Below are 21,497 nucleotides of genomic sequence, written 5' to 3'. Positions count from 1 at the left end.
AACATGCCGTGCAGGGACAACGGTTGGTTGTACGCGCTGAGTGTTCCGCAGGGGGAGGGTCGCGGCGAAGACCGCGCGTCGTGCCACGCAATTGGCGCGAAATGGTGTGAATCTGTCGATATGACTTCGACGCCCAACGCCGCGCAGCCGTCCATCACGCAGCAGCAGACAGAACTGCGCGCACGCCTTCCGTTCTCCGACACCCAGGACTTCGAGGACGCGAAGCGGGGTCTGATCGCCCGGCGCGCGCCGAACGCCGTCACCGCCGAGGACGGCCGGGTCGTGTGGGACAACGACACGTACGCCTTCCTCGACGGGGACGCCCCCGACACCGTGAACCCGAGCCTGTGGCGCCAGTCCCAACTCTCCGCCGAACACGGCCTGTTCGAGGTCGTCGAGGGCATCTACCAGGTGCGTGGCCTCGACCTGTCGAACGTCACGTTCATCGAGGGCGACACCGGCGTGATCGTGATCGATCCGCTGCTGTCGAAGGAGCCGGCCGCGGCGGCGCTGGCCCTGTACCGGGAGCACCGCGGTGAGCGCCCGGTCGCCGCCGTGATCTACACCCACTCGCATGCCGACCACTTCGGCGGCGTCAAGGGTGTCACCACACAGGAGGACGTCGACGCCGGGCGCGTACCCGTCATCGCACCGGAGGGCTTCACCGAGCACGCCGTGGCCGAGAACGTGTACGCGGGCACCGCCATGGCCCGCCGTGCCGCCTACATGTACGGGGCGGCGCTCGCCCGCGGCCCGCAGGGGCAGGTCGGCGCCGGGCTCGGGCAGACGACCTCGACCGGAGGTGTCACGCTGATCCCGCCGACCCTGTCCATCACGACGACGGGTCACGAGGAGACCGTCGACGGGGTGCGCATGGTCTTCCAGATGGCGCCCGACACCGAGGCGCCGTCGGAGATGCTGATCTACTTCCCCGACTTCAAGGCGCTGTGCGCGGCCGAGGACGCCACGCACACCCTGCACAACCTGCTGACCCTGCGCGGCGCCGTGGTCCGCGACCCGCACGGCTGGTCGCACTACCTCACCGAGACCATCGACCTCTTCGGCGACAAGAGTGACGTCGTCTTCGCCTCGCACCACTGGCCGACCTGGGGCCAGGAGCGCGTCGTCGAGTTCCTGGAGTGCCAGCGCGACCTGTATGGGTACCTCCACGACCAGTCGCTCCGCCTGATCAACAAGGGCTGGACCGGGAGCGAGATCGCGGAACACCTGCAGTTGCCGCCCGCCCTGGAGAACGCCTGGAACGCCCGCGGCTACTACGGTTCCGTCAGCCACAACCTCAAGGCCATCTACCAGCGCTACATGGGCTGGTTCGACGGCAACCCGGCCCACCTGTGGCAGCACCCGCCCGTCGAGGCAGGCAAGCGCTACGTCGAGTTCATGGGCGGCGCGGACACCGTCGTGGACAAGGCACGCGGCTCCTTCGACGCGGGCGATTACCGGTGGGCCGCCGAGGTGCTCAGTCACGTCGTGTTCGCCGAGCCCGATCACGCGGCGGCGCGCGAGCTGCTCGCCGACACCTACGAGCAGCTCGGCTACGGCGCGGAGAACGGCCCCTGGCGCAACTTCTACCTCTCCGGCGCCACGGAACTGCGCGACGGCCGGTTCGGCACCCCCACCGTCGCCGCGTCGGCCGACGTGGTCGCGAACCTCTCCCCGACGATGCTGTTCGACGCCATCGCCATCCAGATCGACGGGCCCAGGGCCTGGGACGAGAAGCTCAGCATCGACGTCCATCTCACGGACATCGACGAGCGCTACCGGCTCCGCCTCGCCAACGGTGTGCTCACCTACAGCGCCGCATCCCAGAAGACCGCGGCCGATGTCTCCCTCACCGGTGAGGCCCGGTCCCTGTCCGCCCTGGCCGCCACAGGCCTGACCCCCGAGGGGCTCGACCAGGCGGGCGTGCGGGTCCAGGGCGACGCGTCGGCGCTCGGCCGGCTCGCCTCGGTGCTCGACCCCGGTGACCAGGACTTCGCCATCGTCACACCGTGAGCTTCACTTGGTAAATAACGTAACTCGGTTACGTCATTCTGGCTCCCGTGATGAACGACAACGCGCAGCAGACGGACACCGTCCTCGTCACGGGAGCCACCGGCCGCATCGGCCGCGCGGTGGTCGACGAGCTCCTGGCCGCGGGCGTACCCGTGAGGGCGCTCACGCGCCGTCCCGCGGCCGCCGACCTCCCGGACGGGGTCGAGGTGATGGCGGGCGACTTCGCCGACCCCGCCACGCTCGACCGGGCGCTCAGCGGCGTGCGCTCCGTGTTCCTGCTGTGGACCGCGCCGCCCGCCACGGCCGGGGCCGTCATCGAGCGGATCGCCGCCCGCACCCGACGGATCGTCTTCCTCTCCTCGCCGCACCGGACACCGCACCCGTTCTTCCAGCAGCCCAACCCGATGGCCGATCTGCACGCCGAGATCGAGCGCCTGATCACGGCCTCCGGGCTCGACTCCACGATCCTCAGGCCCGGCATGTTCGCCTCGAACGTACGCCTGTGGTGGGAAGCCGCCATCAACGCCGGTGAACCCGTCCGCTGGCCCTACGCCGACGTCGAGACCGCCCCGATCGACGAGCGCGACCTCGCCGCCGTGACGGCCCGCACCCTGTACGAGGGCGGGCACACCGGCGGCGACTACGTCCTCACGGGACCCGAGGCGCTCAGCCACGCGGAGCAGGTGCGCGTGATCGGTGACGTCATCGGCCGCCCGGTCCCCTTCGAGGAGCTCACGCCGGACGGGTTCCGGAGCGCGACCGAAGGTGTCTGGCCGCGGCCGGTCGTCGACATGCTGCTCGACGCGTGGGGCGCGAGTGAGGGGCACCCGGCGTACGTGACGACCACGGTGGCCGACGTCCTCGGGGTGCCCGCGCGGACGTTCCGTGAGTGGGTCACCGATCAGTGGAAGACGCCGCTGTAGGCGTTCAGTGCCGGCTGGCCACCCAGGTGGGCGTAGAGGACGTTCGAGTCCCTGGGGATGTCACCGCCGCGTACGAGATCGATGAGCCCGGCCATCGACTTGCCCTCGTACACCGGGTCGAGGAGTACGCCCTCCAGTTCACCGGTCAGCCGGATCGCGTCCACGGTGGACGCGACCGGGACGCCGTAGCGTTCACCGGCCCAGCCCTCAAGGACGGTGATCTCGTCCTCGCGCAACTCCCGTCCAAGGCCGATGAGTTCGGCGGTGGAGCGGGCGATCTTCGCCACCTGGGCGCGAGTCTCGTCGAGCTTCGCCGAGGCGTCGATGCCGATCACCCGGCGCGGCCGATCCTGGCCCGCGAACCCGGCGATCATCCCCGCGTGTGTGCTGCCGGTGACGCTGCACACCACCACCGTGTCGAAGAAGACGCCCAACTCGCGCTCCTGCCGCTCCACTTCGTACGCCCAGTTAGCGAAGCCGAGGCCGCCGAGCGGATGGTCGGAGGCGCCGGCGGGGATCGCGTACGGGGTACCGCCCTCGGCGCGTACGTCCTCCAGGGCCTGCTGCCAGCTGTCCTTGAAGCCGATACCGAAACCGGCCTCGACCAGGCGCACGTCCGCGCCCATGATCCGGGACAGCAGGATGTTGCCGACCTTGTCGTTGACCGCGTCCGGCCAGTCCACCCAGCTCTCCTGCACCAGAACGGCCTTCAGGCCCAACTTGGCGGCTACCGCCGCCACTTGGCGCGTGTGGTTGGACTGCACGCCGCCGATGCTGACCAGTGTGTCCGCGCCCTTGGCGAGCGCGTCGGGGATCAGATACTCCAGTTTGCGGGTCTTGTTGCCGCCGAAGGCGAGCCCGGAGTTGCAGTCCTCCCGCTTGGCCCAGATACGTGGGCCTCCGAGGTGCTTGCTGAGCCGGTCCAGGGGGTGCACGGGACTGGGCCCGAAGAGCAGGGGGTGGCGCTCGAATTCGTTCAGGGACATGGGGACTCCTTGCGTGGGCGGGCCCGTCGGGCGCGGGTCATCGAGGGCTGGTCATCGGGCGTGCAGGGTGCGGCGGCGCAGCACGAACAGGCTGGTCAGGCTCGCCACGGCGGCGAACGCCACCCAGTAACTGGGCGCCGCGGACTGCCCGGTCGTATCGAGCAGCCAGGCCGCGATCATCGGGGTGAAGCCGCCGAAGATGGTGACACCGATGTTGTAGCCCACCGCCATCCCGGTCGCACGGGTCTCGGCCGGGAAGATGCCTGCCATGAGAGCGCCCATGGGACCGTAATAGCAGCCCTTGAACAGCGCCATCACCATGACGACGCCGATCAGCAGGGCCAGCGAGGGCGCGGCCACGAGGAGCGCGAACATCGGGTAGATCAGCAGCAGCACCGCGCCCGCCGCCGGAATCATGATCGCGATCTGGCCCACCCGGTCGGAGAAGTGACCCGCCACACTCGTCACCGTGAGCAGCACCAGGCCACCCGCGAGCGCCGCGATGAAGCCGGTGGAGTCGGGGAGGTCGAGGGTCTTCGTCGCGTACGTCGGGATGTACGTGATCAGGTAGTTGAGGCAGGTCGTGACGGCGAGCAGTCCGATGGTGAGCAGCACGCCGGTCTTGTGCTCGCGCAGCATGGTGCGGACCGGCTGCGCGGTGGCTGCCTCTGGGGCGGCGGTGGTGGTCGGCGGCTCGGGCACGTTGCGGCGGATGTAGAGGCCCACGGGCGCCACGAGCAGACCGATGAGGAACGGGATCCGGAAGCCCCACGAGGTCAGCTGGTCCTCGCTGAGTGTCGAGGTGAGCACGGTGCCGAGGAGGGCCGCGAGCAGCGTGCTGGCGGCCTGGCTGGTGAACTGCCAACTCGCCGCGAAACCACGCCGGTTCGGCATGAACTCGACCATCAGGGCCGTCGCGCTGCCGAACTCGCCGCCCGCCGCGAAGCCCTGGATGAGCCGGGCGACGAGGATCCCGATCGGCGCGACCACGCCGATCGCCGCATACGACGGCATCACGCAGATCAGCAGCGTGCCCACCGCCATGAGCCCGATCGACCAGGTCAGTGCCGCCTTCCGGCCCGCCCGGTCGGCGTACGAACCCAGTACGAGGGCGCCCACGGGCCGGATCAGGAAGGAGACACCGAAGGTGCCCAGGGTGAGGAGCAGCGACACCGCCGGGTCGTCGTTGGTGAAGAAGACCTTCGACAGGTACGTCGCGAAGTAGCTGTAGACCGCGATGTCGTACCACTCCAGGGCGTTGCCGACACACGCCGCGGTGATGATCTTCCCTGGGCTCGGGGTGGTGCTCGCCCGTGCCGTGGTTCTCGCCGGTGGCGCGCTCATGGGGTGTTCCCGTCGGTGGAAGGTGCCTGCGGGGGCCAGGTGCCGTGAGCGGCGAGTTCGGCGAGATCCCAGAAGAGACCGGCCATCACCTGGAGCGAGTCGCGGACGAGCGGGGCGGGCAGATGCTCGTCCGGGGCGTGCTGGGAGCAGCCCGGGTAGGAGTGCGGAACCCACACGGTGGGCAGGCCGAGGCCGCGGGAGAACGCGGAGTTGGGTAGCGAGCCCGCGAGGTTGGGCAGGAGCGCGGGCGTCGTGCCGGTCGTGCGTTCCAGCGAGTCGAGCGTCCAGCGCACCCACGGGTTGTCCGGGTCGAGCCGCGTCGCCTCCATGCCGTAGTCGGCGGTGACCTCGACCATGTCGAATCCGTGCTCGTCGAGGTGCTTGCGAAGCGCCCGCTCCACGTCGGCCGACTCCAGGCCGACGACGAAGCGGAGCTGGCAGTGGGCGCGGGCGCTGCCGGGGATGGCGTTGGTGGGGTTGTCCGGCTGGCCCGTGGTCATGGCGAGGACCTCGATGGTGTTCCAGGCGAAGAGGCGCTCGTTCGCGGTGAGCCCCGGCTCGCCCCAGCCGGTATCGGGCGTCGGCCCGTCGGTGCCGGCGGGGATGTCGGCGAGGGCGCGGCGCACCTCGTCGGGGATCCCGGCGGGGCGCAGGCCCTCGACGCGGATGCTGCCGCGGTCGTCCACGAGGCAGGCGATCGCGTTGGCCAGGACGGTGCCGGGGTTGCGCAGCAGCCCGCCCCAGTTGCCGGAGTGGTGGGACCCCTCGCGCAGGTCGAGGCCGAGGGTGAAGTTCGCGGCGCCGCGGGAGCCGAGGAAGACGGTGGGCCGGTCCTGCGCGACGCGAGGGCCGTCGGAGCCGATGAGCAGGTCCGCGGCCAGCAACTGGTCGCGCTGCTGCTCGCAGAACTCGGCGAGACCGGGGGAGCCGAACTCCTCGCCGGTCTCCAGCAGAACCACCACGTTGTAGCCGAGCCGCCCGTCCCGCTGCCCGATGACATGCTCCAGAGCGACGAGATTGACCAGGTGCTGGCCCTTGTTGTCGGCGACCCCGCGCCCGTACCAGCGCTCGCCCTCGACGGTGAGCCGCCAGGGATCGAGCCCCTCGCGCCAACGGTCGGGGTGTCCGGGCTGTACGTCCGCGTGGCCGTAGGTGAGCAGTGTGGGCAGGCCCTCGGCCTCGGTGCGGCGGGCGACCAGGAACGGATGGCGGGCGGAGACGGGGTTGTCCGCGATGTCGACGGTGAACCCCATGCGTTCGAGGCGGGGAGTGGTCTCCTCTGCCAAGTAGCGGTGCAGCGCGGGTTCCTGGCGCGGGTCGTGGCTCTCGGTCGGGACCGCGACGAGGCGGGTGAGTTCTTCGAGGAATGTCCCGGAGTCGAAGTGGTGTGCTGCGCTGTCGATCGCGTCCTGTCTGCTCATGGGCCACGACGGTGGCACCGCACGGAGCAGGCCAACAAGGGGCGGTGGCACGTCCGGCGGTGACAATATGGGAACGCGTGCGTTGCCGTAGCGGCAATGCCCGGTCCATGGCGAAGGCGCAGGGAGAGGGCACATCCGATGCCACTGGTCGACCCGGCCCTGAAGTACTTCATCGCCGTCTTCGAGACGGGCTCGGTGAACGCGGCGGCCCGCCGTCTCTTCGTCGCGGGCTCCGCGGTGAGCCGCCAACTCGCCAGGCTGGAACGGGAGGTGGGAGCCCCGCTCTTCGACCGGCTGCCGAGCGGTGTCACCGCCACCCCGGCCGGTCGTGCGTTCGCGGGCTTCGCACGGCGGGCGATCCAGGACGCCGAGGCGTTCACCGAGGAGGTGCATCAGCGCCGGACGACCCGCGCGGTCATCACCGTCGCCGCCACGATCGGTGTCACCCACCACCTGCTGCCCGACGTCGCGGCCGCCTTCCACGCGGAGCACCCGGAGGCCCGCGTCATCCTGCACGTGGCGCGGCCGACGGAGGCGACCCAGATGGTGGCGGAGGGCATCGCCGACCTCGGAGTCACCTTCAACATCGCGCTGCCGGCGGGTGTCTCGATCCGTTACACGCAGGAGGCCCCGCTGTGCGCGATCGTCCGCAGGGGCCACCCGCTAGCGGACAGGCCGGCCGTCTCGGTGCGCGACCTTGTCCAGCATCCGGTGGCCCTGCCGTCGACGGACACCACGAGCCGCTTGCTCCTGGAGGCGTCGGCCGCCGCACACCAGCTCACGGTGGAGGGCGTCTTCGAGTGCACCACGGTGGACGCCCTGCTGCGTTTCGTACGCGCCAGCAGTGCGGTCACCCTGGCGAGCCGCGTCACCCTGGGCCCGTCCGACCGCCGCGCGCTGACCGCCGTACCACTGGAGGAGAAGGAGTTCCGCCAGCGCACACTCCAGGTGCAGTGCCGGGCGGGTCGCGAACTCCCGCCCGCCGCGGCGGATTTCATGGACCGGGTCATCGATGCGCTGGGGCACCGGGCGGTGTGACCGGGGCCATGCAAGACGCCGCGGGCGGGGCAGACATCTGCCCCGCCCGCGGCGGTGTGCTTCCTCAACCGTCGGGGACCGTCAGTCTCCGTGGGTGAGCGCGACGTCGAGGTCGCTCGGGTTGCCGGTGCCTGCCACCGTGACCGGCTGGGACACGGGCGGGTAGCCGCTGGCGATCACCGTGTAGGTGGCGCCGGAGAGGCCGGCGAAGGCGTACGCGCCGTCGTCGCCCGTGATGTGTACCGCGACCACGTTGCCCGCCTGGTCGAGGAGGGTGACGCGGGCGTCGTTCACCGGGGAGCCGTCGGTGCCCCGGACCGTGCCGGTCAGGGTCGCGGCGGAGCGCAGTACGGCGTCCTGGCGGGTGGCGGTGCCGCCCGCGACGTGGGCCTGGCCCGCGTAGGGCTGGAAGCCTTCCGCGCTGGCGGTGAACGTGTAGGCGCCGGGCGGCAGTTGCGGCAGCGAGTAGCCGCCGTCGGTGTCGGTGAGTGCCGAGCCGACGGTCTCGCCGCGCTCGTCGGTGGTGACGACGAGCGCGCCCGGGACGGGTGCCGAGTCGGAGTCGGTCCGTACGGTGCCGTAGAGGCCGCCGTCTCCGCTGAGGACGAGGTCGAAGCTGACCGGCCCGTCGGCGCGGAGCGCGAGCGTGGCGACGCGCGGGTCGCGGCCGGGGGCGGAGCCGACGAGGACGTAGCCGTCACCTTCGGCGGCCGGGGCCGACACCGCGTAGCTGCCGTCGGCGGCGGCGGTGCCGCGGCCGATCTGGGCGCCGGTGCGGTTGATGAGGGTGACGACGGCGCCGGGCAGGGGAGCGCCCTGCCCGTCGAGGATCCGGCCGTGCACACCGGGGCCCTGCACCGCGGGGGCGGTGGCGACAGGCGCGACGGGAGCGGCAGCGGCGACGGCCTCACCGGCCACCTCGACGGCCTCGGCCGTCTCGGACGCCGACTCGACCTTCTGCTGCGTGTGGGCCAGCGGACGGCCCGCGCGGTACAGCAGGACCGAGACGATGAGACCGGCGGCGAAGAACCCGGCGGCCCACCAGTACGCGGTCGAGTAGCTGTGCACGGCGGCCTCGGCCTGGGCGGCCTTCGAGGCACCGTGGTCGGCGATGTAGTTCGAGGCGGCCGTCGCGGCCATGGTGCTGAACAGCGCCGTACCGATCGAGCCACCGACCTGCTGCATGGTGTTGACGGTCGCGGCGGCGACGCCCTGGTCCTTCGGGTCGACCCCGAGGGTGGCGAGGCTCATCGCGGGCGGCATCACGAGACCGATACCGAGGCCGATCAGGATCAGCGGCGGCAGCACGTGCGAGGCGTAGCTGCTGTTCACGTCGAGCGCGGTGAGCCAGACCAGGCCGGCCGCGGTGAGACCCATGCCGACCGGGACGACCGGCTTGGGGCCGAGCTTGGGGACCAGTACGACGGTGGCGAGCTGCGCCATCACCATCAGCGACAGGATCATCGGCAGGAAGGCGACGCCCGTCTCCATCGGGCTCTTGCCGAGGATCAGCTGCAGGTAGTAGGTCAGGAACAGGAAGATCCCGAACATGCCCGCGCCGGTGATGAACACGCTCACGTAGGAGGCGGCGCGGTTGCGGTCGGCCAGGACGCGCAGCGGCAGCAGCGGGTGCTTGGCCCGGGTCTGCCACGCGATGAAGATCGCGAGCAGTACGACGCCCGCGGCCAGGAAGACCCAGCACATCCAGTTGCCCCAGCTGTGCGTCTCGGCGTTGGAGAAGCCGAAGACGATGCTGAAGAGGCCTGCCGCGACGAGCAGCGTGCCCAGCAGGTCGAGCTTGGGGCGCGGTCCGGGAGTGGGATTGCGGACGAAGACGACCGCGCCGACGACCGCGACCGCGGCGATGACCAGGTTGACGTAGAGCGTCCAGCGCCAGTCGAGGTGCTCGGTCAGGAAGCCGCCGAGCAGCATGCCGATGGCGCCGCCGGAACCGGCGATCGCACCGAAGATGCCGAACGCGCGGGCGCGCTCCTTCGGCTCGGTGAAGGTCGTCGTGAGCAGTGCCATCGCGGTCGGCGCGAGGAGCGCGCCGAACACACCCTGAAGGGCGCGGCCCACGACAAGCATCGAGAAGCCGGTGGCGGCACCGGCGAGAGCGGACGAGCCCGCGAACCCTATGAGGCCGATGATCAGCGTGTTCTTGCGCCCGAAGAGGTCGGACAGCTTGCCGCCGAGCAGCAGGAGGCTGCCGAAGGCGAGCGAGTAGGCGGTGACGACCCACTGGCGGCCGTCGTCGGAGAAGCCGAGGTCCGCCTGGGCGGACGGCAGGGCGATGTTCACGATGGTGGCGTCGAGCACCACCATCAGCTGGGCGAGGCCGATGACGGCCAGGACCCACCAGCGGTGGGGCACGTGGTGCGCGGCCGGGGCGCCCGGCGGCTGTGCGGACGAAGCCGCGGCCGGACGCTCACGCGCGTCGAGCGGGGTGGGCATTGCGTGGTCCTTCGAGGTCTGTCGGGAGCCGGAGGCCGGGAGGGGCCGGAGGCGGTCAGGCGGGCAGCAGCAAGGGGAGGACGACGGTGTCCACGTAGCGCTGGAGATATTCGGTGTCGGCCGGCTGCCGCTCGAGGAGCGGCCGGGAGAAGACGGAGCCGAGGAACATGTGCGGAAGGAAACCGCAGGCCGGCGCGGAGCGGTCGATCTCGCCGCGCTCCGCGGCCCGCGCCAGCATCGTCTCGAACAGATCGAGCTCGGGCTGGACGAGCGCCTCGTGCACGGCGTCCGCGAGATCCGCGTCCTTGCGGATGGCCAGCGAGATGCCGCGTACGAGGTCGAGGTCCTTGCGGGCCTCGCCGATCCGCTGCGCGAGCGCGTGCAGATCGCCCCTCAGGGACCCGGTGTCGAGGTCGTCGAGGGAGAACGGCCGCATCTCGCGCAGCGCCTCGGACACCAGGCGTGGCTTGCTGCCCCACTGCCGGTAGAGCGTGGCCTTGCTGCACCGCGACTGTGCGGCGACGGCGTCGAGCGTCATCGTCTCGTAGCCGACGTCGCGTACGAGGTCGAGGGTGCGTGCGAAGAGCTCGCGCTCCCGCTCGGGGGTGAGCCGGGTGCGCCGCTTTCTGCGCGTGAGGGGTTCGGGCAGCCCCATGAATTCCTTGCCTGACGGTGGTGCGCGGATCCGCTCGCGGTCTGTCGTGCGCGGATAAGCGATCCGAAACGGTTTCGTACCGTTAAAAGGTACGCCCCCTCGGCATCGAAACGCAAACGTTTCGTTGCGGGGGTCGGCCGGGTCGATGCCGCAATGATTCCGAACGCGCATCGCAAGATGCGAAATCGGTGTTGGACGTGCATCAGCGGCAGCTCATAGCGTCACGCCAGACCAGTGACGCGGGCCATACGGGAGTTGGCCCGCCTCCGGTACGTCTGTCGCACACCTCAGTTCGGGAGCACCACCGCAATGACCGCCTACACGCCTGCCGACCTCGGTCGACGACTCGGCTCGGGCCTGCTGTCCTTCCCCGTGACCCACTTCCGGGGCGAGGACCACCCCGCCGCCCTCGACTTCGACGAGGAGGCCTACCAGGAGCACATCGGCCGCCTGGGAGCGTACGAAGTCGCCGGGCTCTTCGCGGCCGGCGGCACCGGCGAGTTCTTCTCGCTGACCGTGCCCGAGGTCGGGCGCGTCGTCGCCGCCGCCGTGGCCGCCGCGCCCGAGGGCACGCCGATCCTGGCCCCGGTCGGCTACGGCACCGCCACCGCCGTCGAGATGGCCAGGGCCGCCGAGCGCGCCGGCGCCGACGGCATCCTGCTCTTCCCGCCCTACCTCACCGAGGCCCCGCAGGACGGACTCGCCGCGCACGTCGAGGCGGTCTGCGAGGCGACGAACCTCGGTGTCATCATCTACAGCCGCGCCAACGCCGTGTACCACGCCGACACCGTGGCCCGCGTCGCCGAGCGCTGCCCGAACCTGATCGGCTTCAAGGACGGCGTCGGTGACATCGACGCCATGACCCGCATCTACACGAAGCTCGGCGACCGTCTCACCTACATCGGCGGCCTGCCGACCGCCGAGACCTTCGCCCTGCCGTACCTCGAACTCGGTGTCACCACCTACTCGTCGGCCATCTTCAACTTCGTCCCCGAGTTCGCGCTCTCCTTCTACGCGGACGTCCGCGCACGCCGCCACGACGAAGTGCTGCGCAAACTCGACGAGTTCGTCCTGCCGTACACCGAGATCCGCAACCGCAAGAGCGGCTACGCGGTCAGCATCGTCAAGGCGGGACTCACCGCCACCGGCCACCCCGCGGGCCCGGTCCGGCCACCGCTGACCGACCTCGCACCGGACGAACTGGACGCACTCCTCGCGCTGATCAAGGGCATCAGCCTCTGAGAACGCTCAGGCGCACGCATCATGTACCGCCCGCCCCTTCCGTAGGTCCCCTCATCCGCCTGCGAGCCGCACGCGAAAGGTGTCACCGTCCATGAGCACCAAGGCCGTTCCCCCCGCCGCCACCCCCGTCGTCGCCTCGATGCGGGTCGTCCCGGTCGCAGGCCAGGACAGCATGCTGCTGAACCTGAGCGGCGCCCACGCCCCGTACTTCACCCGCAACCTGGTGATCCTCACCGACTCCGACGGCCGCACTGGCGTCGGTGAGGTCCCCGGCGGCGAGCCCATCCGCGGCACCCTGGAGGACGCCACCGACCTGGTCGTCGGACAGCCCGTCGGTGACCCGCAGGCCGTCCTGCGCGCGATACGCGAGCGGTTCGGCGACCGGGACGCGGGCGGCCGCGGCGCGCAGACCTTCGACCTGCGCATCACCGTGCACGCGGTCACCGCCGTCGAGGCCGCGCTGCTCGACCTCCTCGGCCAGTATCTGAACGTGCCGGTCGCGGCGCTGCTCGGAGAGGGCGTGCAGCGCACGTCCGTCCCCGTCCTCGGCTACCTCTTCTACGTCGGCGACCGGCGCCGCACCGACCTCCCGTACCGCGACGAGTCCGACGCCAAGGATGCCTGGGAGCGGCTGCGCAGCGAGGAGGCGCTCACCCCCGAGGCGGTCGTCGCGCTCGCCGAGGCGGCCCAGGAGCGGTACGGATTCCAGGACTTCAAGCTCAAGGGCGGCGTCCTCGACGGGCACGCGGAGGCCGAGGCCGTCACCGCGCTCGCCGAGCGGTTCCCCGAGGCCCGCATCACCCTCGACCCCAACGGCGGCTGGCTGCTCAAGGACGCCATCGACATCGGCCACTCGCTGCGCGACGTCCTCGCGTACGCCGAGGACCCGTGCGGCGCCGAGGGCGGCTACTCGGGCCGTGAGGTGATGGCCGAGTTCCGCCGCGCCACCGGCCTCAAGACCGCCACCAACATGATCGCCACGGACTGGCGGCAGCTGGGCCACGCCATCAAGGCCGACGCGGTCGACATCCCGCTCGCCGACCCGCACTTCTGGACCATGAACGGTTCGGTGCGCGTCGCCCAGCTCTGCGACGCCTGGGGCCTGACCTGGGGTTCGCACTCCAACAACCACTTCGACGTATCGCTGGCGATGTTCACGCACGTCGCCGCCGCGGCGCCCGGTGACATCACCGCCATCGACACCCACTGGATCTGGCAGGACGGCCAGCGCCTGACCCGCGAGCCGCTGCCCATCGAGGGTGGCACCATCGCGCTCCCCGAACGCCCGGGCCTGGGCGTCGAGTTGGACATGGAGCAGGTCGAGGCGGCCCACCAGCGCTACCTCTCCCTCGGCCTCGGCAGCCGCGACGACGCCGCCGGCATGCAGTACCTGGTCCCCGGCTGGACCTTCGACGCCAAGCGCCCCGCGCTGGTGCGCTGACCCTTCTCCACCCGGGCCCTTCCTCCCGGTGCGGCGTCTTCGGTGACGCCGCACCGAGCCCTCGCATGCCCTGACTTCCGAACGTGCCCCCGTCACTTCGAAGGAGAAGTGATCATGCCCATGCTCGTCGTTGCGCTCAGTGTTGTGGCGCTCCTGTTCTTGATGACCAAGGTGAAGCTCAACGGCTTCATCGCCTTGCTCCTCGTCGCGGTGGTCGTCGCGATGGTCCAGGGCATCAGCCTGCCGGAGATCTCCGATGTACTGGAGACCGGTATCGGTGACCAACTTTCCGGCACACTGCCGGTGATCGGCCTAGGGGCCATGGTCGGCCGTGTGATGGGTGACGCGGGAGCGGCCCAGCGCATCGCCACCAAACTGACCAGGGCGTTCGGTGACCGCTGGGTCCAGGTGGCCATGGTCGTCACCGCGATGCTCATCGGCGTCACCATGTTCTACGAGGTCGCCTTCGTCATCATCGTCCCGGTGGCGTTCACCCTGGTCCGCGTCACCCGGCAGAACCTGCTGTGGATCGGCCTGCCGATGTCCATCGCGCTCTCCACGATGCACAGCTTCCTGCCGCCGCACCCCGGCCCGACCGCCGTGGCCGAGATGTTCGACGCCTCCGTCGGCAAGACACTCTTCGTCGGCCTGTTCGTCGCCGTCCCCGTCGGCGCCCTGATCGCCCTCGTCTGGCCCCGACTGCCGTTCGTCCGCCGGATGAACCCGTCGATACCCAAGGGCCTCGTCACCGAGCGGGTCTTCGAAGAGGACGAGATGCCGGCCCTCGGCTGGTCGCTCGCGGTCGCGCTGCTCCCGGTGATCCTCATCGCCGGTGCGGCCATCGCCGAGATGTCCCTCGACGACCACGCCCCGGGCATGGGTGTCATCAAGTTCGTCGGTTCCCCCGAGTTCGCGCTGCTGCTGACCCTGCTGCTCGCGATCTACGTCTTCGGCCCGCGCATCGGCCGCTCGCTGGGGGACATCGCCACCTCCTGCGGCGACGCCGCCAAGTCCATGGCCATGATCATGCTGGTGATCGCGGCGGGCGGCGCGTACAAGAACGTCCTCGTCGAGGGCGGCATCTCGGACTACATCAAGGACACCACCGAGCACTGGTCGATCTCTCCGCTGCTTCTCGCCTGGCTGATCGCGGCGATCCTGCGCATCGCCCTCGGCTCGGCCACGGTGGCCGTGTCCACGGCCGCGGGCATCGTGGCTCCGATGGTGGCCGGCAGCGGATCGTCCCCGGAGCTGATGGTGCTCGCCGTCTCCTGCGGCTCGATCGCCTTCTCCCACGTCAACGACCCGGGCTTCTGGATGTTCAAGGAATACTTCAACCTCTCGGTCCTGGACGCGATCAAGGCACGGACCTCGTACACGACGGTGCTGGCGGTGCTGGGCCTCGGTGGGGTCATGGCGCTCAATGCCGTGATGTGACGGAGGTGATGGGGGCTTCCGCGGCCCCGGTATCGACAACGCCCCGGGCCGACAGGCCCGGGGCGTTCTTCGTGCGCACCCCTGGACGGGCTCCCCGAATCATCCGATGATTGCTGGGCATCGCAACGCGCTCCCCTTCCGCCCCAACGGCCCCCGGAGACGCCCCAGATGACCGAGACCGGAAGCTCCCCCTCCCCAGCGCCCGCCCCCTTCCCCCTGCGCACCAAGCTCCTGCCGCCACCCGCCGTCCGGGAGCTGCCCGCGCCGCCCGCGAAGACCTGGCGCCTCATCGGCCCCGGCATCGTGGCCGCGGGAGTCGGGGTGTCATCGGGCGAGTTCATCCTCTGGCCCTACATCGCCACGCAGGCCGGCCTCGTCTTCCTCTGGGGCGCCGTGGTCGGCGTGGTCACCCAGTGGTTCCTCAACATGGAGATCGAGCGCTACACCCTCGCCACCGGCGAGACCGCCGTGACCGGCTTCAACCGCTACTGGCGGCACTGGGGCCTGGTCATGGTGGTGTTCACCTACGCGGCCAACCTCTGGCCCGGCTGGGCCACCAGCTCGGCGACGATGCTCAGTTACGTGTTCGGCGGCAAACCCGCCTACATCGGCATCGGACTCCTGGTCCTCATCGGCCTGATCCTCACCCTCGCGCCCGTCGTCTACAACGCGCTGGAGAAGCTGCTCGGCGTCAAGATCGTCGTCATCGGTGGCTTCTTCGTTCTCGCCCTGATCCTCGCGGTCACCGCCACCACCGTCGGCGATCTGCCGAAGGCCGTCACCGACGCGACGTTCCCCTCCGAACTCGGAGTGGCCGTCCTCATGGGTGCCCTCGCCTACGCGGGCGCGGGCGGCGGACAGAACCTCGTGCAGAGCAACTGGATCCGCGACAAGGGCTTCGGCATGGGCCACTACGTGCCCCGACTGGTCAGCCCGGTCACCGGCAACGAGGAGGCCGCGGGCCCCGTCGTCGGGTACGTCTTCGAACTCAACGAGACCAACCTGTCCCGCTGGCGCCGCTGGTGGCGCTTCGCCAACGTCGAGCAGGCCCTCACCTTCGTACTCGTCACCATCGTGACGATCGTCCTGTCGTCGCTGCTGGCGCACTCGACGCTGTTCGGTACCGGCGGCCTGGAGAACAACGTCGGCTTCATCCAGAAGGAGGGGCAGGTCCTCCAGGAGCGCGTCGGCGACTGGTTCGGCGTGTTCTTCTGGCTGGTCGGCGCGTTCTCACTGTTCAGCGCGGCCACCGGCATCATCGACTACACCAGCAGGCTGGCGGCCGACGTCCTGAAGTCCACCTATATGCGGCAGCGGGAGATGAGCGAGTCGCGGATCTACGCGCGCCTGGTGTGGGCGGTCGTCGCCATCGGCGCGATCGTGCTGCTCTCCGGGCTCGACCAGCCGCTCGTACTGCTCGTCATCTCGGCCTGTGTGTCCGGGCTGATGATGTTCGTCTACTCGATCCTGCTCCTCGTCATGAACCGCACTGCGCTGCCGAACCCCCTGAAGGTGCGCGGCATTCGCGTGGCCGCGCTGGTGTGGGCGGTGCTGCTCTTCGGTGTGCTGTCCGTACTGACGGTGCGGCAGCAGCTGATGGATCTGTTCGGCTGAACCACCCCGGCTACGTAGAGGAGAGAAATTCATGGCACACGGTCACGCGGCCCGACGCAGTCAGGCCTGGTTCGGTGCCGCCGGACGCGGCGGCATGGTGTACCGGTCGTGGATGCGCAACCAGGGCTTCGGGCCTGATGTGTTCGACGGGCGGCCGGTGATCGGCATCGCCGTCTCCGCCTCCGAACTCGCGCCGTGCAACGCCCACTTGACGCGCGTCGCCGAGGCGGTGAAGCGCGGGGTGTGGCAGGCCGGGGGCTTCCCGCTGGAGTTCCCGACCATGGCCACCGGCGAGACACTGATGCGGCCCACGGCCATGCTGTACCGCAACCTCATGGCCATGGAGGTCGAGGAGCTGATCCGCGCCAACCCGCTGGACGGTGTGGTGCTGCTTTCGGGCTGCGACAAGACGACCCCGGCCATGCTCATGGGCGCCGCGAGCGTCGACCTGCCCGCGGTGATGGTGACCGGCGGGCCGATGCTCAACGGCAAGTTCCAGGGCCGCGACGTCGGTTCGGGCACGGCGGTGTGGCAGATGGAGGCCGAGGTCAAGGCCGGCCGGATGACCGAGGAGGAGTGCTTCTTCGCCGAGGGCTGCATGGCTCGCTCCAACGGCCACTGCATGACGATGGGCACGGCCTCCACCATGGCGTGCATGGCGGAGACGCTCGGCATGCAGCTGCCGGGCTCCGCGACCTGGCCCGCGGTCGACATGCGCCGCTACGAGACCGGGCAGGCGGCCGGCCGCCGCATCGTGGACATGGTGGACGAGGACCTGCGCCCCTCCCGGATCCTCACCCGCGAGGCCTTCGAGAACGCGATCCGCACGAACGCGGCGATCGGCGGCTCCACCAACGCCATCATCCACCTCACGGCGCTCGCCGGCCGCGTCGGCGTGGACCTCGACACCGAGGACTTCGACCAACTGGCCCGCGAGGTACCGACGTTGCTCAACCTGATGCCGTCCGGCACCTACCTCATGGAGGACTTCTGCTACGCGGGCGGCCTGCCCGCCGTCCACCACGAGCTGGTACGGGCCGGGCTGCTGGACGGCGAGCAGCTCACCGTCACCGGCCGCAGCATCGCCGAGAACGTGGCGGACGCGGAGCGCGTCGGCGACGAGGTGATCACGCCAGTGGTGGCACCGTTCCAGCCGGCGGGCACGGGCACGGCGGTCCTGCGCGGCAACCTCTGCCCCGACGGCGCGGTCATCAAGCAGTCCGCGGCCTCGCCCCACCTGCTCACGCACACCGGCACCGCCCGCGTCTTCGACTCCCCGGAGGCCTACCACGAGGTGTGCGACGACCCGGACCTGGACGTCGACGAGAACACCGTGCTCGTGATCCGCGGCGCGGGCCCGAAGGGCTACCCCGGCATGCCCGAGGTCTCGAACGTGCCCCTGCCCACCAAGCTGCTCAAAGCCGGTGTCACCGACATGGTGCGGGTGTGTGACGGCCGGATGAGCGGAACGGGGTACGGCACGGTCGTCCTCCACGTGGCACCGGAAGCGGCGGTCGGCGGCCCCCTCGCCCTCGTACGCGACGGGGACACCATCACGCTGGACGTCGCGAAACGCTCGCTGCAACTGGAGGTGGACGAGGCGGAGTTGGCGCGCCGTCGCGCGGCCTGGCAGGCGCCTGAGCCGCGCCACGCCAGTGGTTACGCGTGGCTGTACACGCAGCACGTCGAGGGCGCCGACCGTGGCGCGGACTTCGACTTCCTGCGCGGCTGCCGCGGAAGCGACGTGCCGCGCGACTCGCACTGAGGTGGGTGTGGGTAGCCTCGGGGGCATGGCCAACATCAATTTCAGTTCGCGTGTCGGCGTCTGGTGGACCAGTGACGGGTGGTCGATCAACGACGTCGTCGCCCGAGCCCGTGAGATCGAGAACCTCGGCTACGCCTCGCTGTTCTACGGCGAGGCCGGAGGCAAGGAGACCTTCACGCAAGCCGCCGCCCTGCTGGGCGGCACCGAACGGCTGGTGGTCGGCACCGGGATCGCCAACATCCACGCCCGCAGCGCCCCGGCGAGCGAAGCGGGCGCCCGGACGCTCGGCGCGCTGCACCCGGGCCGGTTCGTGCTCGGCCTCGGCGTCAGCCACGCCCCGCTGGTGGAACACAGCTACGCCGGTTCCTACAGCAAGCCGCTGGCCACCATGCGGGAGTACCTGCGGACCATGGACGCGGTGCCGGACGCGGTGGAGCCGGGCGGGCAGCGCCCGGCGAGGCTCCTTGCCGCCCTGGGCCCGAAGATGATCGAGCTGTCCGGCAAGGCGGCCGACGGGGCGCACCCGTACCTGGTGACCCCGGAGCAGACCGCGTCCACCCGTGAGCAGCTGGGCCCCGACAAGTGGGTCGTCAGCGAGCAGGCCGTCGCGCTCACCACGGACCGGGAGACCGGCCTGCGGCGTGCACACCAGCACCTGCACATGTACTCGCAGCTGCCCAACTACCGCAATTCCTGGCTGCGTCAGGGCTTCGACGAGTCGGATGTGGTCGTCGGCGGCTCGGACAGGCTGGCCGAGGCCATGGTGGCCATGGGTGACGCGGAGGCCGTCGCCGCGCGCGTACGGGCGCACCTGGACGCGGGCGCCGACCAGGTGGTCGTCCAGGTCCTCGGCGACGACCACTCCGCCGACCCGCTGCCGGCGCTGCGGGGACTCGCCCCGGCCCTCGATCTGCGCGCCGCCTAGCGGCCGCGCCACGGATCGATAAATGCGTGCCACGCAATAATTCTCGGTGAGAATTATTGCGTGGCACGCATTATTTGCTACTGTGGTGCCATGAGCGGATTGAGGGAGCGCAAAAAGGAAGCCACGCGAACGGCGCTGAGCTGGGCCGCGATCAGGCTCACCGTGGAGCGCGGGCTCGACGACGTCCGGGTCGAGGACATCGCCGATGCGGTCGGCGTCTCGCCGCGCACCTTCAACAACTACTTCTCCAGCAAGGCGGAGGCGATCGCCTTCCGTCACCTCCAGCGCTCCCTGCGGGTGGCCGCCGAAGTGCGGTCCGCGCCGGCGGGTGAGCCCTTGTGGGAGGTCATCTCCCAAGCGGTGCTACGGCAGTTGGAGCCGGGCCCCGAGGTACGGGAAATGCCGCCGCAGGAGCCGGCCGACTGGGCGGCGGGGCTGCGGGTGATGGTGGCGGAGCCGGCGTTGCAGGCCGAGATGCTGCGGGCGGGCAAGGTCGCGGAGGGTGAACTCGCCGCGGCGATCGCCGACCGCACGGGCACGTCCGTCGACGTGGATCTCTACCCCCGCCTGGTGGCCGCGAGCGTGACCGCCGCCAACAGTGCCGCGATCGACCTGTTCCTGCACGGCGGTGCGGAGGAGACGATGTCGATGGAGGCGCTGCTGCGATCGGCCCTCACGATGCTGGCCGCAGGTCTGCCGACCCCTTAGCCCCGCAGCCTCTAGGCCCCTCAGCCCCACAGTCCCTTAGGGAGGCATGTCATGTTCGACGTGATCATTGCGGGCGGCGGCCCCAACGGGCTGATGCTCGCCGCTGAACTGGCGCTCGCCGGGGTCCGCCCGGTCGTCGTCGAGCGGCTCACCGGGCCGAAGACGGAACCCCGGGCGAACGGGCTGGTGGGCCAGGTGGTGCGGATGCTCGACCGGCGCGGCCTGTACGCCCGGATCAGCGGCTCCGACGAACCCGTACGGCCCGTGCCCCGCTACATGTTCGGCGCGTTCCCCCTGGAACTCCACCGGCTACAGAACAACCCGGTGGGCATCCTCCCCGTGCCGCAAGTTCGGATCGAGGAGGTGCTCGGCGAACGAGCCGCCGAACTCGGGGTCGACCTGCGTATGGGCCAGGAAGTCACCGATGTGCGCCAGGACGCCGACTCGGTCCGGGTGACCCTCGCGAGCGGGGAACACCTCGACACCCGCTACCTGGTGGCGGCCGACGGAGGGCGCAGCACCGTGCGCCGCCTGGCCGGAATCGGCTTTCCCGGAGTCACCAACGACGACTTCGTGTCACGTTCTGCAAACGTGTCCGCGCGCGACGAACACCTGGGCCCGCGGGGCGAGTTGATCGTCCCCGGCTACGGGACGCTGCCGCCCACCATGTACGTGCGTACCGAGCGCGGGACCATCGTCTGGGCCCGGCTGCCCGGCCGCCCCGCGAGCATCCACACCACGGAGGTCGAGTCACCGGACGACGACCGGTCCGCTCCGATGACCTTCCAGGAACTGCTCGACAGCGCCGAACGCGTCCTGGGCGCACCCCTCCCCGTACTCCCGCCCGACGGCGAGGGACCGCACCTGCTGCGCCGCCTCGTCGGAGGCAACACCCGGCTCGCGGACCGCTACCGGGAAGGGCGGATCCTGCTGCTCGGGGACGCGGCCCACGTGCACTCGGCGATCGGAGGACCGGGCCTCAACCTGGGCCTTCAGGACGCCGTCAACCTCGGCTGGAAACTGGCCGCCACGGTGCGCGGGTGGGCGCCCGCGGACCTGCTCGACACGTACGACGAGGAGCGCCGCCCCGTCGCCGAACGCGTCGTGGACTCGACCCTGGCCCAGTCGGCGCTGCTGCGCCCAGGACCGGAGGTCACCGCGCTGCGGACCGTCTTCGGCGAGCTGCTGGCCACGCCCGCGGGCACGGAACGCGTCGCCCACCTCATCGCCGGCACCACCGAGGGCTTCGCGCCCGACCTCGTCGTGCACACCACCACCGGGACCCACCGGCTCTCCGAACTGACCGCCACCGCACGCCCGTTGCTCCTCGACCTCGGTGGTGGCTTCGCCGACGTGGCGAAGCCCTGGCACGACCGCGTCGACGTCATCACCGGCACGGCGGACGGCACCGACGCGACGGGCATGCTGCTGCGACCCGACACCCACGTCGCCTGGACCGGGCACGGCCGAGGCGACGTGCACGGACTGGAGGCGGCGCTGCACCGCTGGTTCGGGACGCCGTAGAAGCCGG

General features: G+C 70.5%; 16 protein-coding genes. 11 read left to right on the top strand and 5 right to left on the bottom strand.

The annotated features are described in order from the left end of the window. The first annotated feature begins 120 nt into the window (after positions 1-120). Positions 121-2,013, top strand: a complete 1,893-nt coding sequence (locus ACFYWS_RS02645; RefSeq protein WP_389268713.1) for an alkyl/aryl-sulfatase — start codon at positions 121-123, stop codon at positions 2,011-2,013. 50 nt (positions 2,014-2,063) lie between these two features. Continuing rightward, complete coding sequence (locus ACFYWS_RS02640; protein WP_389269463.1) at positions 2,064-2,936, top strand: NAD(P)H-binding protein; 873 nt, start codon at positions 2,064-2,066, stop codon at positions 2,934-2,936. Here the strand turns inward: ACFYWS_RS02640 and ACFYWS_RS02635 are convergent. The 3 genes from ACFYWS_RS02635 to ACFYWS_RS02625 are packed head-to-tail and all read right to left on the bottom strand — an operon-like array spanning position 2,915 to position 6,687. After that, positions 2,915-3,922 carry a 1-aminocyclopropane-1-carboxylate deaminase gene (locus ACFYWS_RS02635; RefSeq protein WP_389268711.1) on the bottom strand — a complete coding sequence of 336 codons (1,008 nt, stop codon included), beginning with the start codon at positions 3,920-3,922 and terminating at the stop codon, positions 2,915-2,917. The two genes, ACFYWS_RS02640 and ACFYWS_RS02635, sit on opposite strands and share 22 nt — an antisense overlap. Positions 3,923-3,973: 51 nt before the next feature. Continuing rightward, on the bottom strand, positions 3,974-5,266 hold the full coding sequence (locus ACFYWS_RS02630; RefSeq protein ID WP_389268709.1) for an MFS transporter: 1,293 nt from the start codon (positions 5,264-5,266) through the stop codon (positions 3,974-3,976). Further along, complete coding sequence (locus ACFYWS_RS02625; RefSeq protein ID WP_389268707.1) at positions 5,263-6,687, bottom strand: M20 family metallopeptidase; 1,425 nt, start codon at positions 6,685-6,687, stop codon at positions 5,263-5,265. Before ACFYWS_RS02625 ends, ACFYWS_RS02630 begins: the two co-directional genes overlap by 4 nt. Positions 6,688-6,825: 138 nt before the next feature. Here ACFYWS_RS02625 and ACFYWS_RS02620 point away from each other — a divergent pair, with 138 nt between their 5' ends. Then, entirely contained in the window at positions 6,826-7,725 is a 900-nt protein-coding gene (locus ACFYWS_RS02620) for a LysR family transcriptional regulator (protein ID WP_389268705.1), read from the top strand. Between the two features lie 81 nt (positions 7,726-7,806). On the opposite strand, the gene ACFYWS_RS02615 is transcribed toward ACFYWS_RS02620, so the two are convergent. Together ACFYWS_RS02615 and ACFYWS_RS02610 are read right to left on the bottom strand one after the other, a co-directional pair. Further along, a complete protein-coding gene (locus tag ACFYWS_RS02615) occupies positions 7,807-10,179 on the bottom strand; it encodes a DHA2 family efflux MFS transporter permease subunit (RefSeq protein WP_389268703.1) in 2,373 nt (790 codons plus the stop codon). A gap of 55 nt (positions 10,180-10,234) precedes the next feature. Next, the gene (locus tag ACFYWS_RS02610; protein ID WP_389268701.1) at positions 10,235-10,834 is read right to left on the bottom strand and encodes a TetR/AcrR family transcriptional regulator C-terminal ligand-binding domain-containing protein; all 600 of its coding nucleotides are present in this window, start codon (positions 10,832-10,834) and stop codon (positions 10,235-10,237) included. A 309-nt stretch (positions 10,835-11,143) separates the two neighbouring features. Between ACFYWS_RS02610 and kdgD the strand changes: the two genes are divergently transcribed. From kdgD to ACFYWS_RS02570, 8 genes are all read left to right on the top strand, one after another. Continuing rightward, entirely contained in the window at positions 11,144-12,076 is a 933-nt protein-coding gene (gene kdgD, locus ACFYWS_RS02605) for a 5-dehydro-4-deoxyglucarate dehydratase (protein ID WP_389268699.1), read from the top strand. A 91-nt stretch (positions 12,077-12,167) separates the two neighbouring features. After that, entirely contained in the window at positions 12,168-13,517 is a 1,350-nt protein-coding gene (gudD, locus tag ACFYWS_RS02600) for a glucarate dehydratase (RefSeq protein WP_389268697.1), read from the top strand. Positions 13,518-13,631: 114 nt separating this feature from the next. Then, positions 13,632-14,954 (top strand): gluconate:H+ symporter, encoded by a 1,323-nt coding sequence (locus ACFYWS_RS02595; protein ID WP_389268695.1) that lies wholly within the window; start codon positions 13,632-13,634, stop codon positions 14,952-14,954. A 168-nt stretch (positions 14,955-15,122) separates the two neighbouring features. After that, complete coding sequence (locus tag ACFYWS_RS02590) at positions 15,123-16,568, top strand: Nramp family divalent metal transporter (protein ID WP_389268693.1); 1,446 nt, start codon at positions 15,123-15,125, stop codon at positions 16,566-16,568. Positions 16,569-16,599: 31 nt separating this feature from the next. Beyond that, positions 16,600-18,333, top strand: a complete 1,734-nt coding sequence (locus ACFYWS_RS02585) for an IlvD/Edd family dehydratase (RefSeq protein WP_389268691.1) — start codon at positions 16,600-16,602, stop codon at positions 18,331-18,333. Between the two features lie 25 nt (positions 18,334-18,358). Continuing rightward, entirely contained in the window at positions 18,359-19,258 is a 900-nt protein-coding gene (locus tag ACFYWS_RS02580; RefSeq protein WP_389268689.1) for an LLM class F420-dependent oxidoreductase, read from the top strand. 90 nt (positions 19,259-19,348) lie between these two features. Then, positions 19,349-19,966, top strand: a complete 618-nt coding sequence (locus ACFYWS_RS02575; protein ID WP_389268687.1) for a TetR family transcriptional regulator — start codon at positions 19,349-19,351, stop codon at positions 19,964-19,966. A gap of 51 nt (positions 19,967-20,017) precedes the next feature. Then, the gene (locus tag ACFYWS_RS02570) at positions 20,018-21,490 is read left to right on the top strand and encodes an FAD-dependent monooxygenase (protein WP_389268686.1); all 1,473 of its coding nucleotides are present in this window, start codon (positions 20,018-20,020) and stop codon (positions 21,488-21,490) included. The last annotated feature ends 7 nt before the right edge of the window (positions 21,491-21,497 follow it).

It is taken from the genome of Streptomyces sp. NPDC002795 (assembly GCF_042888725.1).
Lineage (GTDB): Bacteria > Actinomycetota > Actinomycetes > Streptomycetales > Streptomycetaceae > Streptomyces.
Note: the sequence above shows the minus strand (reverse complement) of the source record. Positions and strands in the feature narration are given on the sequence as shown.

What these genes read in the sequence shown, in the direction of transcription:
- ACFYWS_RS02645 (WP_389268713.1), top strand. Translation starts at nt 121, where the DNA reads ATGACTTCGACGCCCAACGCCGCGCAGCCGTCCATCACGCAGCAGCAG.
- ACFYWS_RS02640 (WP_389269463.1), top strand. Translation starts at nt 2,064, where the DNA reads ATGAACGACAACGCGCAGCAGACGGACACCGTCCTCGTCACGGGAGCC.
- ACFYWS_RS02635 (WP_389268711.1), bottom strand. Translation starts at nt 3,922, where the DNA reads ATGTCCCTGAACGAATTCGAGCGCCACCCCCTGCTCTTCGGGCCCAGT.
- ACFYWS_RS02630 (WP_389268709.1), bottom strand. Translation starts at nt 5,266, where the DNA reads ATGAGCGCGCCACCGGCGAGAACCACGGCACGGGCGAGCACCACCCCG.
- ACFYWS_RS02625 (WP_389268707.1), bottom strand. Translation starts at nt 6,687, where the DNA reads ATGAGCAGACAGGACGCGATCGACAGCGCAGCACACCACTTCGACTCC.
- ACFYWS_RS02620 (WP_389268705.1), top strand. Translation starts at nt 6,826, where the DNA reads ATGCCACTGGTCGACCCGGCCCTGAAGTACTTCATCGCCGTCTTCGAG.
- ACFYWS_RS02615 (WP_389268703.1), bottom strand. Translation starts at nt 10,179, where the DNA reads ATGCCCACCCCGCTCGACGCGCGTGAGCGTCCGGCCGCGGCTTCGTCC.
- ACFYWS_RS02610 (WP_389268701.1), bottom strand. Translation starts at nt 10,834, where the DNA reads ATGGGGCTGCCCGAACCCCTCACGCGCAGAAAGCGGCGCACCCGGCTC.
- kdgD (WP_389268699.1), top strand. Translation starts at nt 11,144, where the DNA reads ATGACCGCCTACACGCCTGCCGACCTCGGTCGACGACTCGGCTCGGGC.
- gudD (WP_389268697.1), top strand. Translation starts at nt 12,168, where the DNA reads ATGAGCACCAAGGCCGTTCCCCCCGCCGCCACCCCCGTCGTCGCCTCG.
- ACFYWS_RS02595 (WP_389268695.1), top strand. Translation starts at nt 13,632, where the DNA reads ATGCCCATGCTCGTCGTTGCGCTCAGTGTTGTGGCGCTCCTGTTCTTG.
- ACFYWS_RS02590 (WP_389268693.1), top strand. Translation starts at nt 15,123, where the DNA reads ATGACCGAGACCGGAAGCTCCCCCTCCCCAGCGCCCGCCCCCTTCCCC.
- ACFYWS_RS02585 (WP_389268691.1), top strand. Translation starts at nt 16,600, where the DNA reads ATGGCACACGGTCACGCGGCCCGACGCAGTCAGGCCTGGTTCGGTGCC.
- ACFYWS_RS02580 (WP_389268689.1), top strand. Translation starts at nt 18,359, where the DNA reads ATGGCCAACATCAATTTCAGTTCGCGTGTCGGCGTCTGGTGGACCAGT.
- ACFYWS_RS02575 (WP_389268687.1), top strand. Translation starts at nt 19,349, where the DNA reads ATGAGCGGATTGAGGGAGCGCAAAAAGGAAGCCACGCGAACGGCGCTG.
- ACFYWS_RS02570 (WP_389268686.1), top strand. Translation starts at nt 20,018, where the DNA reads ATGTTCGACGTGATCATTGCGGGCGGCGGCCCCAACGGGCTGATGCTC.